This window comes from Rhodobium orientis, assembly GCF_003258835.1.
GTDB lineage: Bacteria > Pseudomonadota > Alphaproteobacteria > Rhizobiales > Rhodobiaceae > Rhodobium > Rhodobium orientis.
Genome location: NZ_NPEV01000043.1, coordinates 32,394 through 48,871, shown reverse-complemented (window position 1 = coordinate 48,871; position 16,478 = coordinate 32,394). Strand labels below are relative to the sequence as shown.

General features: G+C 67.1%; 10 protein-coding genes. 8 read left to right on the top strand and 2 right to left on the bottom strand.

The window, feature by feature from the left end:
• Positions 1-100 precede the first annotated feature (100 nt).
• Genes CH339_RS17490 through CH339_RS17480 form a run of 3 tightly spaced genes read left to right on the top strand, consistent with a single transcriptional unit; the run spans position 101 to position 5,228 of the window.
• Complete coding sequence (locus CH339_RS17490) at positions 101-781, top strand: response regulator transcription factor (protein ID WP_111435668.1); 681 nt, start codon at positions 101-103, stop codon at positions 779-781.
• Entirely contained in the window at positions 765-2,189 is a 1,425-nt protein-coding gene (locus CH339_RS17485; protein WP_111435667.1) for an ATP-binding protein, read from the top strand. Before CH339_RS17490 ends, CH339_RS17485 begins: the two co-directional genes overlap by 17 nt.
• A gap of 51 nt (positions 2,190-2,240) precedes the next feature.
• Positions 2,241-5,228, top strand: a complete 2,988-nt coding sequence (locus CH339_RS17480) for a bifunctional [glutamine synthetase] adenylyltransferase/[glutamine synthetase]-adenylyl-L-tyrosine phosphorylase (protein ID WP_111435666.1) — start codon at positions 2,241-2,243, stop codon at positions 5,226-5,228.
• A gap of 30 nt (positions 5,229-5,258) precedes the next feature.
• Here CH339_RS17480 and CH339_RS17475 read toward each other — a convergent pair whose 3' ends face one another.
• Entirely contained in the window at positions 5,259-7,625 is a 2,367-nt protein-coding gene (locus CH339_RS17475; protein WP_111435665.1) for a PAS domain-containing sensor histidine kinase, read from the bottom strand.
• A gap of 227 nt (positions 7,626-7,852) precedes the next feature.
• The gene (pepN, locus tag CH339_RS17470; RefSeq protein ID WP_245408163.1) at positions 7,853-10,495 is read right to left on the bottom strand and encodes an aminopeptidase N; all 2,643 of its coding nucleotides are present in this window, start codon (positions 10,493-10,495) and stop codon (positions 7,853-7,855) included.
• Between the two features lie 278 nt (positions 10,496-10,773).
• Between pepN and CH339_RS17465 the strand changes: the two genes are divergently transcribed.
• The 5 genes from CH339_RS17465 to CH339_RS17445 all read left to right on the top strand — a co-directional run bounded on the left by CH339_RS17465 (position 10,774) and on the right by CH339_RS17445 (position 16,469).
• Complete coding sequence (locus CH339_RS17465) at positions 10,774-12,000, top strand: acyl-CoA dehydrogenase (RefSeq protein WP_111435663.1); 1,227 nt, start codon at positions 10,774-10,776, stop codon at positions 11,998-12,000.
• A 33-nt stretch (positions 12,001-12,033) separates the two neighbouring features.
• The gene (locus tag CH339_RS17460; protein WP_111435662.1) at positions 12,034-12,660 is read left to right on the top strand and encodes a LysE family translocator; all 627 of its coding nucleotides are present in this window, start codon (positions 12,034-12,036) and stop codon (positions 12,658-12,660) included.
• 16 nt (positions 12,661-12,676) lie between these two features.
• Complete coding sequence (locus CH339_RS17455; RefSeq protein ID WP_111435661.1) at positions 12,677-13,171, top strand: GFA family protein; 495 nt, start codon at positions 12,677-12,679, stop codon at positions 13,169-13,171.
• Between the two features lie 43 nt (positions 13,172-13,214).
• Positions 13,215-14,432 carry a CaiB/BaiF CoA transferase family protein gene (locus CH339_RS17450; protein ID WP_111435660.1) on the top strand — a complete coding sequence of 406 codons (1,218 nt, stop codon included), beginning with the start codon at positions 13,215-13,217 and terminating at the stop codon, positions 14,430-14,432.
• A 120-nt stretch (positions 14,433-14,552) separates the two neighbouring features.
• Positions 14,553-16,469 (top strand): adenylate/guanylate cyclase domain-containing protein, encoded by a 1,917-nt coding sequence (locus CH339_RS17445; RefSeq protein ID WP_170138568.1) that lies wholly within the window; start codon positions 14,553-14,555, stop codon positions 16,467-16,469.
• The last annotated feature ends 9 nt before the right edge of the window (positions 16,470-16,478 follow it).

The following is a 16,478-nucleotide window of genomic DNA, read 5'->3' as shown; positions in this document are numbered from 1 at the left end:
GCCATCCGGCCTGCCGTCCCGGCCCTTTTCAGGGGACGCGCGACTTGCGCGTCCCTTTAGCCTTTCCCGCGCCGTCCGGTTTGTTTGTATAGTGCGCCCCATGCGGATTCTGGTGATCGAAGACGACCGCGAAGCGGCGGTCTATCTCGGCAAGGCCCTCAACGAGGCCGGCCACGTCGCCGACCATGCGCTGGACGGCGACACCGGCTGGCAGATGGCGGCGACCGGCAGCTATGACGTGCTCGTCGTCGACCGCATGCTGCCCAAGCGCGACGGCCTGTCGATCGTCTCCGAATTGCGCCGCTCCGGCGACCGCACCCCGGTGCTGATCCTGTCCGCCCTCGGCCAGGTCGACGACCGCGTCACCGGCCTGCGCGCCGGCGGCGACGACTACCTCGCCAAGCCCTATGCCTTTTCCGAACTGCTCGCCCGGGTCGAGGCGCTGAACCGGCGCCAGAAGCCGGAGCACGCCGAGGTGCTCTACAAGGTCGGCGACCTGGAGCTCGACCGGCTCTCCCACACCGTGCGCCGCAGCGGCCAGGAGATCACCCTGCAGCCGCGCGAGTTCCGCCTCCTGGAATATCTGATGAAGAACGCCGGCCAGGTGGTCACCCGGACCATGCTCCTGGAAAACGTCTGGGAGTACCATTTCGATCCCCAGACCAATGTGATCGACGTGCACATGTCGCGCCTTCGCGGCAAGATCGACAAGGGCTTCGAGACGCCCCTGATCCAGACCGTGCGCGGCGCGGGATATGTGATCCGTGACGGCGCTCGGTAAGCTCTTCCGCACCACGGCCTTCAAGCTGTCGGCGATCTACCTGGTGGTGTTCGCGGCGCTGGCCGTGTTCATCATCATCTACATCGCCCACAACACCTCCGAGGTGCTGGGCCGCCAGCTCAACGAGACCATCGACGAGGAGATCGGCGATCTGGTCCGGCAATACGAGCGCGGCGGCATCGGCCGCGTCGTGCGTTTCGTCGACCACCTGTCGCGCCGCCCCGGCGCCTCCCTGTTCCTGGTCACCGACTTCAGCGGCAACGCCATTGCCGGCAACGTTGCGAGCGTTCCGGCAGCCGTGCTCGCCGATCCCGATGCAAGGCCCCAGCGGTTGCGCTATGCCCGCTTCGACGGCACCGGAAACGAGGTCGGCGACCAGTTGGCGCTGGTCAAGGTGGTGGAACTGCCGAGCGGCTTCCGGCTTCTCGTCGGCCGCGATATCGGCGAGCGCGAGCAGTTCCGCGACGTCATCCGCCAGGCCTTCCGGATCACCATCGTCGTCATGATCGCGCTCGGCCTCCTGTCGTGGTTCTTCGTCAACCGGCGGGTCCTGAAGCGCATCGATTCCGTATCGGAGACCAGCAAGCAGATCATGTCCGGCGACCTGTCCGGGCGCCTGCAGATCACCGGCACCGGCGACGAGTTCGACCGGCTGGCGGAGAGCCTCAACGCCATGCTCGGCCGCATCGAGCAGTTGATGGTCGGCCTCAAAGAGGTCTCCGACAACATCGCCCACGACCTGAAGACGCCGTTGACGCGGCTCCGGAACCGGGTCGAGACGGCGCTGCGCGAGCCCATCGACGAGACCGATACCCGCGATGTGCTGGAACAGGTGATCGAGGATTCCGACCAGCTCATCCGCACCTTCGATGCCCTCCTGGCCATTGCCCGGGTCGAGGCCAGTTCCTCCGGTGTCGTCATGTCCGACATCGACATTGCCGAGATCGCCGCGGAGGTCGCCGAAATGTACGAGCCTGTCGCCGAGGACGCCGGCACGCGCTTTGCCGTCGATATCGCCGGCCCGGCAAAGGTCCACGGCAACCGCGAACTGATCGCCCAGGCGCTCGCCAACCTCATCGATAACGCGCTGAAATACGGCCGGCCGCTGGAGGAGGGGGGCGACGAGGCCGCCGCAGAAGGCGAGGACCGCAACCGGATTTCGTTGAAGGTCGGCCGCGAGGGGTCGACCGTGGTCGCCGCCGTCGCCGATCGCGGCCCCGGCATTCCCGAAGGCGACCGCGAAAAGGTCCGCCAGCGCTTCGTGCGCCTGGAGGCCAGCCGCAACGCGCCGGGCTCCGGCCTCGGCCTCAGCCTTGTGCAGGCCGTCGCGCGGATGCATAACGGCGACCTCGATTTCGCCGACAACCATCCGGGCCTCGTCTCCACATTGAGGTTTCCGGCAAAATAGGCCGCGGCCATTGCCTGCCCCGGCCGGAAAAAATGCCAGGGAGATGCGGCCATGGCCGACACGGGCGCGACAGGAAACGAGACGCCGAGGGACGGCGGCCCGCTTGCCGGGCGCATCGCTGCGACCGTCCCGCCGGCCGATGCCGAGGTCGCCGAGGGCCTCGTCGCCGACCTCCGTGCCCGGGCGGGAGCCGCCGATGGCGGCGAGGCCGTTATCGGTCTGATCGAATCCGAGCCCGCCCTTGCCACCTTCCTCGGCGCCGTCTTTTCCAACGCCCCCTATCTCCGCGACATCACCCTCAAGGATCCCGCATCCCTTGGCGTGATCCTTGCGGCCGAGCCGGCGGGCTTCATCGCCGGCCTCGTCGACGAGGCGCTGGCGCCCGTGGAGGACGAAGCCTCGCTGATGGCGCGGCTGCGCCGGATCAAGGCGAAGGCCGCGCTTGCCATCGCCGTTGCCGATCTCGGCGGCGCCTGGTCGGTCGTGGAGGTCACCCGCGCCCTCAGCGACATCGCCGATGCGGCGCTCAAGGCCACCGTCCGCTTCCTGTTTCGCGACTACGCCCGCCAGGGCAAGGTCGAGGGGCTGAACGAGGACGATCCGGAGGCCGGCTGCGGCTATGTGGTGCTGGCCATGGGCAAGCACGGCGCCCGCGAGCTCAACTATTCCAGCGACATCGACCTCATCATCCTCTACGCCGCCGACCGCGCGCCGCTGAAGGACCGCTCCGACGCCGCCACCTTCTTCGTCCGCCTGACCAAGCGGCTGGTGAAGATCATGCAGGAGAGGACGGCCGACGGCTACGTCTTCCGCGTCGACCTCAGGCTCCGCCCCGATCCCGGCGCCACCCCGGTCGCCATCTCCCTGCCGGCGGCGCTCACCTATTACGAGTCCATGGGCCAGAACTGGGAGCGCGCCGCCCTCATCAAGGCGCGCGCCGCGGCCGGCGACAGGGTGGCCGGCGACGGCTTCCTGGCCGAGATCGCCCCCTTCATCTGGCGCAAATATCTCGACTATGCGGCGATCGCCGACATCCAGTCGATCAAGCGCCAGATCCACGCCCACAAGGGCTTCGCCGCCATCGGCGTTGCCGGCCACAACGTCAAGGTCGGCCATGGCGGCATCCGCGAGGTGGAGTTCTTCGTCCAGACCCAGCAATTGATCGCCGGCGGCCGCAACATGTCGCTGCGCGGCAAGCGCACGCTGGAGATGCTCGACGAGCTGGTCCATCTCGGCTGGGTCGATGCCTCGACCCGAGACGAACTCGCCGCGGCCTACACGTTCCTGCGCCGCGTCGAACACCGCATCCAGATGGTCAATGACGAGCAGACACAGCTCCTGCCGGAGGAGGAGGGCGCCCTGATGCGCGTCGTCCGGCTTTCCGGCTACGCCGACCTCGATGCCTTTGCGCGCGACCTGCGCCATCACCTTGAGACCGTGCGCGGCCACTATGCAGAACTCTTCGAGGCCGAGCAGCAGCTTTCCGGCAGCCTCGGCAACCTCGTCTTCACCGGCGACGACGACGATCCGGGGACGCTCGAGACGCTCGCCGGCATCGGCTTCAAGCAGCCGCGCGAGGTGATCCGCGCGATCCGCGCCTGGCATTACGGCCGCTATCCGGCGATGCGCTCCACCCGCGCTCGCGAGGCACTCACTGAATTGACGCCGGCGCTCCTGGAGGCCCTGGCGGCAACGGAAAACGCCGACGCCGCGTTCCGCGCCTTCGACGAGATGGTCTCGCGCCTGCCGGCCGGAGTGCAGCTCTTCTCCATGCTGCATTCGAATCCGAACATGCTCGGCCTGATGGCGATCATCCTCGGTGCCGCGCCGCGCCTCGGCCAGACCATCGCCCGGCGCCCGCGGGTGCTCGGCGCCGTCCTCGACCCGGCCTTTTTCGGCACCGTGCCGAGCGGCAAGGAGATCGCCGGGCGCGTCACTGACTTCCTCGCCGAGGCGGGCGACTACGAGGAAAGGCTCAACCGTGCGCGCATCATCGGCCAGGAGCAGATGTTCCTGATCGGCGTCCGGGTCCTGACGGGGACCCTGTCGGCCAGCCAGGCCGGCGATGCCTTCGCCACTCTTGCGGGCGTCCTGGTGCGCACGCTGCTTGCGGAGGCGACGGCCGAGATCGAGCGCGCCCACGGTACCTTTTCGGGCGCCAGGGTCGCGCTGCTGGCGCTCGGCAAGCTCGGCGGCAGCGAGATGACGGCGGCCTCCGACCTCGACCTGATGCTGCTCTACGACATCGACGGGGACACCAGGGAATCGGACGGCCGCCGCGGGCTGGCGCCGAGCCAGTACTACGCAAGGCTGACCCAGCGGCTGATCGCGGCGCTTTCCGCGCCGACGCCGGAAGGCACCCTCTACGAGGTCGACATGCGGCTCAGGCCCTCCGGCAATGCGGGGCCGCTCGCCACCCACGTCGCGGCCTTCGAACGCTACCAGGCCAAGGACGCCTGGACCTGGGAACACATGGCGTTGACCCGCGCCGCCGTCATCGGCGGCGACACCGCGTTCGGCGACCGGGTGCGGTCCTGCATCGATGAGGTGCTGGTGCGCGAGCGCGATCCGGCAATGCTCGCCGCCGAGGTCGCCGCCATGCGCTTTCGCATCGAGAAGGAAAAGGGCACGAACGATCCCTGGGACATCAAGCAGGTCGCCGGCGGCCTCGTCGACATCGAGTTCATCGCCCAGTACCTGCAGCTCGCCTTCGGGCGAACGCACCCGGAGATCCTTGCCCGCAACACGCTGACGGCGTTGAAGAACGCGCTTCGTGCCGGAGTGCTGGGCGCCGGCGATGCGGAAGTGCTGATCCCGGCGATCACCCTCTACCAGGACCTGACCCAGATCCTGCGGCTCGCCATTTCCGGTCCGTTCAAGGCGGAAGACGCGCCGCTCGGGCTGAAGGAGGTGCTGGCCAAGGCGGCGGGCCTGCCGGAGTTCGCAAGGCTGGAAGTGCACTTGAGGGAAACGGAAGCGGAAGTCAGGAGCGTCTTCGAACACCTCGTCGGGCCTGTGATAAGGCCGGAAGAGGGGTAGAGCACTTCACCGAGAGGAACGCGCCGGTCCTCAGATGTCCATCGTCTCCTGGAACTCGCGGACCTCGTCGGTGTCGGCCGGCCCGGGCAAGCGGATGGCGACGATGGTCCCGACGCCGATTTCCGAGCGGATGTCCATCTCCCCGCCGTGCAGCTCGATCAGCGAGCGCGAGATGGCAAGGCCGAGGCCGGCGCCCTTGTGGCTCTTGGTGAACTGGTTCTCCACCTGCACGAAGGGCTGGCCCAGCCGGTTCACGTCGGCGCGCGAGATGCCGATGCCGGTGTCCTCGATCTCGATGTTGAGGCCGCCATCGGCGCGCCGGGCCCGCACTGTCACCTGGCCCCGGTCGCCGGTGAACTTCACGGCGTTCGACAGCAGGTTGATGAGGATCTGCTTCATCGCCCGCCGGTCGCCGACCGCCTCGGCGTCGTTCGGCAGGTCCGCATTGATGGTGATGTTCTTCTGTGCGGCTTCCGGCGACATGATCCGGGTGGATTCCCGCACGATCTCGTTGAAGTCCAGCGGCTCCATCTTGAGCGACAGCCGCCCGGTCTCGATCTTCGACATGTCGAGGATGTCGTTGATGACGTCGAGCAGGTGCGTGCCGCTTTCGTTGATGTCGGAGCAGTACTCCATGTACTTGTCGCAGCCGAGATCGCCGAACATTCCCTGCTGCATAATGTCGGAAAAGCCGATGATGGCGTTCAGCGGCGTCCGGAGCTCGTGCGACATGTTGGCGAGGAATTCGGACTTGGCCTTGTTGGCGTCTTCCGCGCGGGTCTTCTCGTCGGCATATTTTTCCGCCAGTTCGACCAGTTGCTGGGCCTGGGTTTCCAGCTTCTTGCGCGATTGGCGCAGGTCCGCGACGGTGGCCATCAGCCGTCGCTCGCTGTCCATCAGCTTTTCCTCGTGGCGCTTCAGGGCCGAAATGTCGGTGCCGACCGACACGAAGCCGCCGTCCTTGGTCCGCCTTTCGCTGATCTGCAGCCAGCGGTCGCCTTCAAGCTGCGCCTCGTAGCTGCGCGATCCCTGTTCGGCGCGGTCGTCCTCGATGATCTGCGTCATCACGATGGGCTCGCGCGCCTCGCGCATGACGTCTTCATAGTGCGTGCCCGCGACGATGGCGCCGGCCGGCAGGTCGAAGAACTGCTGGTACTTGGTGTTGCACATCACCAGCCGGTTCTCGGTGTCCCACAGCACGAAGGCCTCCGAGATCGTCTCGATGGCATCGCGCAGGCGCATGTCGGCGGTGGCGGTGCGCTCGGCCAGCTTGCGCTGCTCGGTGATGTCGACGGCGATGCCGATCAGGTGCGCGGAGCCGGCCGGCGTCTCCTTGACCACCTCGGCGCGGATCTGCAGCCAGATCCAGGTGCCGTCCGCGCGGCGCATCCGGAACACCCGGTCGACGATGTATTCCTGGTCGCGCAGCAGGCTTTCGGCGAGTTCGTAGAGGCTGCCGTCGTCGGGATGGACGAGGGCGTTGACCTCGCCGAAGCCGATCAGGTCGTCCCGGGGCGGCATGTGCAATATGTCGTACATCGATGTCGACCAGAACATCCGCCCGCGCGACAGGTCCCAGTCGATCAGCCCGCAGCGGCCGCGCTGCAGCGCCGTCTCGATCCGCGCCTGGGTGCGCGAATAGATGGTGTCGGCCTCGTGCGCCCGGGTCGACTGGGCGAAATAGGCATAGACGAGGATGATCAGCGTGCCGGCGGTGCACACGAACAGTGAGACATGGGACGACACCCGCATGCGCCAGTCCGACAGGATGGCGTCGACCGGCTGAACCACGGCGACCATGCCGACCCGGCCGTTGATGTGGCGCACGGTGGCAATCACGTCCTGCCCGTTCGGCAGGGTGTATTCCAGCACCCCGGCGCGCGCGCCGAAGGTCGTCAGCGGCTGCGAATAGCCGAGATATTCGGTGAGCGCGTGACCGTCGAGGTCCAGCCGCGTGGGGGCCGAGGCGGCGACCGCGCCGTTGGCGTCGGCAACGAGGATCATCCGCTGGTCGCTGGTGGCGCCGGGCGGCAGGGAATCGGCAAGGGCGGCCCTGAGCGCGGTCTGGAATCCGGCTTCCGGCAGCTTCGGTTCGGAGAGATTGAGCTGCGAGGAGAGCGCGGTCGCGATCAGCGACAGCTCGTCCTCGGCTTCGGCCTTGATCTCGACGCGGTCGCTGATCAGCGACGTCGCCCGCACCAGCGCCAGGGTCACGACGAAAACGATGATGAGAACGGGGATCGACCGGCGGATATAGGGCTCGGCCTTCAGCAGCCGGCTGTAGGCCGGTCGGGCAAGGAGTTTGACATGGCCGCGCAGGACATCATCGTCATTCGTCTGACGGACGAAAAAACGGCGAATCCAATCGCTCGCATGCGCAGCAATAGCCCGCGCCATGCCAGACTCTCCGGTTGTTGAATTGAAACTGCCTCAGATTCGGAAACGCCGCACCGCCGAATCAATTTCATTTGAATCGACGCGACTCGCCTTGTCCAGAGTCGGATTAAAAAAAAGTGTCGCAGATACTTGGTATCCGCTGGCTATTGTCGGCCGGCGGCAGAAACGGGGCGAAACCGGCCCGGTTTCTGCTTTGCGTGGACAAGAACAATGGATAGATGTTGTGCCTAATCGAGAGAGCGGGACACAATATCTTGAACATCGGCCGACAGCGGCGTGGTCGCAGCGACCTGCCGCAGCGCGGCCTCCGCCCGCTCCCGTCTTTCGGGCTCCAGTGCCCGCCAGGAGCGGAATGCCGAGAGCAGCCGCGCCGCAACCTGCGGGTTGGAGCGATCGAGCTTCAAAACCGCGTTGGCAATGAACTCGAAGCCGGCGCCGTCGGCCCGGTTGAACTGGGTCGGGTTGCCGGTGGCAAAGACGCCGATCAGCGAGCGCACCCGGTTCGGATTGGACCAGGAGAACGCCGTATGGGTGGTGAGCTCCTCGACCTTTGACAGCGTCCCGGCAAAGGGCGCCGCGGCCTGGACGGCGAACCACTTGTCGATGACGAGGGGATCGCCGGCGAACCGGTCGTGGAAATCGGTCAGCGCCTCCCTGGCGGCCGGCGCCGCGGCGTGGACGAGCGAGGTCATCGCCGCCAGCCGGTCGGTCATGTTGTCGGCACCGAAGTAGTGATCGCGCGCGCGCGCCTCGGCCGCTTCGCCGCCGGCAGCGAGCAGGTAGTCGAGGGCGACGTTGCGCAGGGCCCGCCGTCCGGCGGCATCCGCATCGGGGGAATAGGGGCCGCTGTCGGCAAGGGTGTCATAAAGCGAGCGGAAGATATCGCCGAGCGCCGTGCCGATGGCCGAGCGCAGCGCATTGCGAGCGGTCGCGATGGCGTCCGGATCGACGTCCTCGCCGATGTCGCGGGCGATGTCCGTCTCGCCGGGAAGCTGCAGCGCAAGCGCCCGGAACGCCGGGTCGAGGCCGGTGTCGCTGGCGATGGCGCCCATGGCATCGAGGAAGCTGTCGTCGCTCGGGACCGGCTTGCCGGCATGGGCGGCGGCGGTCGTCTCGGTCAAAAGGCCCATGGCGAGGTTCTGGATCGCCTGCCAGCGGTTGAAGGGGTCGCTGTCATGGCCGGCAAGGAACCCGAACTCGCCGGTGGTGAGCCCGCCGACCAGCTTCACCGGGGCGGAAAAGCCGCGCAGCAGCGACGGCACCGGCGGCGCCTTGACGCCGGAAAAGGTGACCCGGTGCCGCTCGTCGACCACATGGATGGTGTCGCCAGTCACGGTGGCACCGGCGACCGCGCCGTAGGAGAGGTCCTGGCCATCCGGGCCGACGAGGCCGAACCGCACCGGGATATGCATCGGCTTCTTGACCGGCTGGCCCGGCGTCGGCGGGCACGACTGCTCGAAGGTCAGGGTGAGCTTTTCAGCCGTTGCATCGAAGGCGGAGGTGACGGCGAGCGCCGGCGTGCCGGCCTGCTCGTACCACAGCATGAACTGGGAAAGGTCGGTGCCGGTGGCGTCCGCAAAGGCGGCAAGGAAATCCTCCACCGTCACGGCCTCGCCGTCATGGAGTTCGAAATAAAGGTCCATGCCGGCCCGGAACCCCTCCGGTCCCAGAAGGGTTTTCAGCATGCGGATCAGCTCCGCCCCCTTCTCGTAGACGGTGGCCGTATAGAAGTTGTTGATTTCCTTGTAGGTGTTCGGGCGCACGGGGTGGGCGAGGGGCCCCGCATCCTCGGCGAACTGATGGCTCTTCAGGAGCCTGACGTCGCTGATCCGCTTGACCGCGCGCGAGCGCTGGTCGGAGGAGAACTCCTGGTCGCGGAAGACGGTCAGCCCTTCCTTCAGGCAAAGCTGGAACCAGTCGCGGCAGGTGATCCGGTTGCCGGTCCAGTTGTGGAAATATTCATGCGCGATCACCGCCTCGATATTGGCGTAGTCCTGGTCGGTGGCGGTCTGCGGATCGGCGAGGATATAGCGGTCGTTGAAGACGTTGAGGCCCTTGTTCTCCATCGCCCCCATGTTGAAGTCGGAAACGGCGACGATCATGAAAATGTCGAGGTCGTATTCGCGCCCGAACGCCTCCTCGTCCCAGGTCATGGAGCGCTTCAGCGCGTCCATGGCGTAGGCGCAGCGTGGCTCCTTGCCGGGCTCTACATAAATCTTCAGGTCCACCTTGCGGCCCGACTGCGTCGTGAACTCATCTTCCACCACGCCGAGGCTGCCGGCGACCATGGCGAACAGATAAGAGGGCTTGGGGAACGGATCGTTCCAGACCGCATAGTGCCGGCCGTCCGGCAGATCGCCGGAATCCGTCAAATTGCCGTTGGCGAGCAGGATCGGCGCGTCGTCCTTTTTCGCCTCGATGCGGGTCGTGTAGACGGCGAGCACGTCCGGGCGGTCGAGGAAATAGGTGATGCGGCGGAACCCCTCCGCCTCGCACTGGGTGCAGTAATTGCCGCTGGAGCGGTAGAGACCCATGAGCTGGGTGTTGGCCGTCGGGTCGACGAGAGTTTCCACGGTGAGCGTGAAGGCGCCCTCCGGCGGCGCGGTGATGGTCAAAAGGTCGGGCGTCGCGTGATAGGCGTCCCCGGAAAGCCGCTTGCCGTCGATCCGCACCGATTGCAGGCTCAACTCGTCGCCGTCGAGCCGCAGCGGGGCATTGCGCGGCGTGCCGTTGTTGCGCCGGATCGCCATCTCCGCCGTCACCCGCGTCTCGGTCGGATCGAGGGCGATGGTGAGCGAGATGGTGTCGATGAGATATTCCGGCGGGCGGTAGTCGGCGAGGCGCACGGCGCTGGCGGTTTCGTTCTTCACGCTTGTCATTCCGTTCGATTTTTCGCGTCGGGCGGGCGCCCCGGCGCGGGGATCCATTGTTTGCCGGTTACGCGACTTTGCCGGCCCGGTAAAGCGGCAAGGCTTGTTACCGCTCCGGTGTCGCAATCGCAACGCGCCGCAAGGACGCTTCGTTCCGCCTTGCTGGCACCGGCATTTGATCCATGATAGGGGTGTTTTCCGCTTCATTTAAGGCCCCCGGTCGGAACCCGTTCCGGCGCCCGGCGAGGCCAGGCCATCAACAGCGTGGGAGTTGATCAATGTCCGATGCGGCAGCCGCATTGAGCGCCAAGGGATCGCCGTCCGGCGGCGGGCGCTTCCAGTGGGACGACCCCTTCCTTCTGGAGCAGGATCTGGAAGAGGACGAGCGCCTGGTGATGGAGGCGGCCCGCGCCTACGCCCAGGAAAAGCTCCAGCCGCGCGTCGTCTCCGCCTTCCGCGAGGAACGCTTCGATCCGGAAATCATGACGGAGATGGGAGACCTCGGCTTCCTTGGCTCCACGCTCCCCGAGGAGTATGGCTGCGCCGGCGCCAGCTACGCCATCTACGGGCTCGTCGCCCGCGAGATCGAGCGCGTCGATTCCGGCTACCGCTCGGCAATGAGCGTGCAGTCGTCCCTCGTCATGCACCCGATCCATGCCTACGGCAGCGAGGAGCAGCGCCGCAAATACCTGCCGAAGCTCGCCACCGGCGAGTGGATCGGCTGCTTCGGCCTGACCGAGCCCGACCACGGCTCCGATCCCGGCGGCATGCGCACCCGCGCCGAAAAGGTCGCCGACGGCTATCGGCTTACCGGCACCAAGATGTGGATCTCCAACTCGCCCGTCGCCGACGTCTTCGTCGTCTGGGCGAAGTCCGACGCCCATGACGGCGCCATCCGCGGCTTCGTCCTGGAAAAGGGCATGAAGGGCCTGTCGGCGCCCAAGATCGAGGGCAAGATCTCGCTGCGCGCTTCTGTGACCGGCGAGATCGTCATGGACGGCGTCGTCGTTCCCGAAGACGCGCTGCTGCCGAACGTTGCCGGCCTCAAGGGCCCCTTCGGCTGTCTCAACCGCGCCCGCTATGGCATTGCCTGGGGCGCCATGGGCGCGGCCGAGGCCTGCTGGCACGCCGCCCGCGACTACACCATGGAGCGCAAGCAGTTCGGCCGGCCGCTCGCCGCCAACCAGCTCGTCCAGAAGAAGCTCGCCGACATGCAGACCGAGATCGCCATCGGCCTGCAGTCCTGCCTGCGCGTGGCGCGGCTGTTCGACGAGGGCAGGACGGCGCCGGAGATGGTGTCGCTGATCAAGCGCAACAATTGCGGCAAGGCCCTCGACATCGCCCGCACCGCCCGCGACATGCACGGCGGCAACGGCATCTCGGAGGAGTACCATGTCATCCGCCACATGGTGAATCTGGAGACGGTCAACACCTATGAGGGCACCCACGATATCCACGCGCTCATTCTCGGCCGCTCCCAGACCGGCATCCAGGCCTTCTGCTGAGCAGCCCGTCTAGGGCAAATCGGAGATGCTCTGATGACCGTTGAAATCTGGCTTACCTTCGTTGCCGCCGCGACCGTGATCCTGATCCTGCCGGGGCCGACGGTGCTGCTCGTCGTCGCCTATGCCCTCGGCCAGGGCCGGCGCGTGGCGCTGGCCATGGTCGCCGGCGTCGCGCTCGGCGATTTCGTCGCCATGACGGTGTCGATGGCGGGGCTCGGCGCCGTTATGCTGGCTTCGGCAACGCTGTTCACCGTCATGAAATGGATCGGCGCGGCCTATCTCGTCTATCTCGGCATCAAGCTGTGGCGCGCTGATGCGCGGCTCCCGGCTCTTGGTGCGGAGGACGCCCCGCCGGTGCCGCTCACGGGCGCCTTCACCCACGCCTTTGCCGTCACGGCGCTCAACCCCAAGAGCATTGCCTTCTTCATCGCCTTCGTGCCGCAATTCATCACCCACGATGCGCCGCTGCTGCCGCAACTCGTCGTGCTTGAGGCCACCTTCGTGGGGCTTGCCGCCGTCAATGCGGGCGCCTATGCGGTGCTCGGCGACCAACTCCGCAGGCGTATGACGAAGCCTTCCGTGCTGCGCTGGCTGAACCGGGCAGGGGCTTCCTGCCTCGTCGGCATGGGCGCGGCGACGGCCGCCATGCGCAACGGCTGACCGCGGGGAGGGATCGATGGCCGACGAGGTCTTTTGCGAGGGCGGCTGCCATTGCGGCAACGTGCGCTACCGCATGCTGAAGAAGCCGCTCATCGTCCATGCCTGCCACTGCCACCAGTGCCAGTGCATCAGCGGCAGCGCCTTCGTCATGAACGCGCTGGTGGAAGCCGATGCCGTGGAACTGACCTCCGGCACGGTTTCCAGCTTCCATTTCCCCGGCACCTGCCATACGGCCTTCTTCTGTCCGGACTGCGCCACCCATGTGTGGAGCACCTATACCGGCGGGCGCCTTTCCGCCTGCCGCTTCGTGCGCGTCGGCACCCTCGACGATCCGGACCTCGCCCCGCCCGACGTCCACATCTTCACGTCAAGCAAACAGGCCTGGGTGCCGATCCCGGAGGGCGTTCCGCAGTTCCCGGAGTTCTATCGCCACAAGGACGTCTGGTCGGCGGAGAGCCTTGCCCGCATGGAACCCTACTGGCAAAGGGCCCGGGCGGGCGGCACGGCATGACACTGCAACGTCCGATCGACCGCCGCGGCCGAAAGGCCCGCCCATGACCGCGCCGCTTGCCGGGGTGAAGGTCGTCGAACTGGCCCGCATCCTCGCCGGTCCCTGGGCCGGCCAGACGCTGGCCGATCTCGGCGCCGATGTCATCAAGGTGGAGAGCCCGGCCGGCGACGACACCCGCACCTGGGGTCCGCCCTTCGTGACCGGCGCGGACGGCGAAAAGCTCGACGCCGCCTATTTCCACGCCTGCAACCGCAACAAGCGCTCCATCGGCATCAATTTCCGCGACGCCGAAGGCCAGGCGATCGTGAGAAAGCTGATCGCCGGCGCCGATGTCGTCATCGAGAACTTCAAGCTCGGCGGCCTGAAGAAATACGGCCTCGACTACGACAGCCTCAAGGATGCCAATCCGCGCCTCGTCTATTGCTCCATCACCGGCTTCGGCCAGACCGGGCCCTATGCGGCCCGCGCCGGCTACGACTTCATGATCCAGGGCATGGGCGGCATCATGGACCTGACTGGTAATCCCGACGGCGAGCCGATGAAGACGGGCGTTGCCTTCGCCGATCTTTTCACCGGGCTCTATGCGACCATCGGCATCCAGGCGGCGCTGAGGCAGCGCGACGCCACCGGTCGCGGCCAGCAGATCGACATGAGCCTCCTCGACGTCCAGGTCGGCGTGCTCGCCAACCAGGCGCTCAACTACCTCGTTTCCGGCAATGCGCCGAAACGCATGGGCAACGCCCATCCCAACATCGTGCCCTATCAGGTGTTTCCGGCGAGCGACGGCCACCTCATCATCGCCGTCGGCAATGACGGTCAGTTCGCCCGGCTCTGCGCCGTCCTTGGCGTTGCCGAACTCGCCGCCGATCCCGCCTACCGCACCAATGCGGACCGTGTCGCCAACCGCGCCGACCTGATCGCACTCCTCACCGAGCGGACCCGCACCTTCGCGCGTGACGCGCTTTTGTCAGAGCTGGAAAAGGCCACAGTCCCGGCGGGCCCGATCAACAGCGTCGCCGACGTCTTTGCCGACCCCCAGGTGATCGCGCGCGAAATGCGCTGCGATCTGCCGGCGCCCGATGCCGAGGGCGGCACGGTTCCCTCCGTCCGCCTTCCCATCGTCTTCGGCGATGCGCAGATGGCGGCCGACCGCGCCGCCCCGCGCCTCGGCGAGGATACGCTCGACATCCTCACCGATGCCGGGTTCGACGCCGAGACCGTCAACCGGCTCCTCGCCAAGGGCGTCGTCGTCGGCCGGTAGCGACCACGCGACCCGTAAACCTTACGCCGCTTTCACGTGAGCATGGCTGTGAGGCAAGCTATACTTGCGGCCATGAGACGGGTGAGGAAGAAAAAGGATCGCCGGCCCCGGTCGGTCCGCATGGCGGTGCTGCTGTCTGTGGTGTTCGGCAGCCTGATCGCCGTCGCCGTCTCCGCCGGCCTGACGGTCGCGGTTCTCTCCAACTACCGCAACACGGTCTCGCTGCTCGATGACAAGGCGGTGCTCCTGATGCGCGCCTTCGAGGACGGCCTCAGCCGCCATCTCGATCCCTCGCGCCAGGCCGTCACCCGCCTTGCCAAACTCTACCGCGACTCGGACCTGACCATCGGCGGCGCCTCCATGCAGTCGATCCTGATGGGCGCGCTGATCGGCCGTCCGGGCGTCGACGTCGTCCTCGTCTACGGCCCCGAGCTCAACTGGTCCGGCGTTATCCGCGACACCGACGGCACGATCCGGCGGATCAGCGACCGGGCTCCGCTCAGCAAGAAGGTCATCGCCAAGCTGCGAGGCATCAAGGCGGATGACGGGACTCGGTGGACCGATCTCCTCTACATTCCCTCCGCCCACACGGTCTACACCAGCATCGCCGCGCCGCTGGAACGCGGCGGCAGGATCGACGGCTATCTCGTTGCCGCGATCTCCACCGAGCGGCTGTCGGAGCTGACCCGAGAGCTGGCCGTGGCCGGCGCCACCGCCTTCATCCTCGACGGCAACGGCCGGCTGATCGCCCATTCGGACGCCGCCGCCCTCAACCTCGATTCCTTACGCGACGACGGCCACCCGACGGTCGATCCGGCACGGGCCGGCGACGACGTTCTCGCCTCCCGCGACCGCTGGGAGCCGATCGACGGCTTTCCGAAAACGCACAAGGCCGGTATCACCATCGCCGAGTTCGATGTGGAGGACGGCCGGGACGGCGCCGGGCCGGGTCCGCCGGTGATCATCCTGACGTCGCAGCTTGCCGGTTTCGGCCCGCAGGACTGGACCATCGGCATGCACCTTTCCGGCAGCGACATCTCCAGCGAGATCCGGCGCCTGTGGGGCAGCGCGATGGTCGGGCTCGGCGCCCTTGTCGTCGCTGTGCTTTTGTCGTTCTGGCTCGCCCGGCGCGTTGCCCGGCCGCTGGCGCGGGTCTCCCTGCAGGCCTCGCGCATCGCCAATCTCGACATCGAGGACGTCGACGACCTGCCGCCGAGCCGCATTCGCGAGATCGATACGACGGCGAGCGCGTTTAACAGGATGCTGGAGGGTCTGCGCGCCTTCACCACCTATGTGCCGCGTTCGCTGGTCGCCAAGCTGGTCAGGAGCGGCATGGCCGAGACGACGCGGTCGCGCGAGGCGACGCTGACGATCATGTTCTCCGACATCGTCGGCTTCACCACCCTGTCGGAATCGCTGAGCGTCCAGGAGACCGCGGCGCTGCTCAACCGCCACTTCCAGATCCTCGTCGCCTGCGTGGAGGCGGAAGGCGGCACCGTCGACAAGTTCCTCGGCGACGGCATGCTCGCCTTCTGGGGCGCCCCGGACCAGCTCGACAGCCACGCCGATGCGGCGGTCAGGACGGCCATCGCCATCGGCCGCGCGCTGCGGGCCGAGAACGAGGAGTCCGCGGCCCGCGGCGACCCGGTCCTGAGGCTGAGGATCGGCATCCACACCGGCCCGGTCATCGTCGGCAATATCGGCACCTATGAGCGGGTCAACTACACCATCGTCGGCGACAACGTGAATGTCTGCCAGCGCATCGAGGCGGAGGGAAAGGTGCTCGCACCCGAGGCCGAGGTCGCGATCCTGGCGAGCGCCGATACGGTCACGGCCCTCTCCGTCGCGCCCCGTTCGACTTTCGCGGGGAGCCGCCTGTTGCGGGGGCGGATGACGCCGGTGGACCTTTATTCGATCGATCCGGCAACGCCGGAAACCGACCTCCGGCCGGGCGCGGCCGCAGATCGCAGCACCGAGGCCCCGCCAGAGGCGAAGAAAGGCGGCAAGGCCGTCGACCTTGCCGCAGACCGGCCGTAAGGGTGCAGG

Coding starts and splice junctions, on each gene's coding strand:
- CH339_RS17475 (WP_111435665.1), bottom strand. CDS start 7,625: ATGGCGCGGGCTATTGCTGCGCATGCGAGCGATTGGATTCGCCGTTTT.
- CH339_RS17450 (WP_111435660.1), top strand. CDS start 13,215: ATGACCGCGCCGCTTGCCGGGGTGAAGGTCGTCGAACTGGCCCGCATC.
- CH339_RS17480 (WP_111435666.1), top strand. CDS start 2,241: ATGGCCGACACGGGCGCGACAGGAAACGAGACGCCGAGGGACGGCGGC.
- CH339_RS17460 (WP_111435662.1), top strand. CDS start 12,034: ATGACCGTTGAAATCTGGCTTACCTTCGTTGCCGCCGCGACCGTGATC.
- CH339_RS17455 (WP_111435661.1), top strand. CDS start 12,677: ATGGCCGACGAGGTCTTTTGCGAGGGCGGCTGCCATTGCGGCAACGTG.
- CH339_RS17465 (WP_111435663.1), top strand. CDS start 10,774: ATGTCCGATGCGGCAGCCGCATTGAGCGCCAAGGGATCGCCGTCCGGC.
- CH339_RS17445 (WP_170138568.1), top strand. CDS start 14,553: ATGGCGGTGCTGCTGTCTGTGGTGTTCGGCAGCCTGATCGCCGTCGCC.
- CH339_RS17490 (WP_111435668.1), top strand. CDS start 101: ATGCGGATTCTGGTGATCGAAGACGACCGCGAAGCGGCGGTCTATCTC.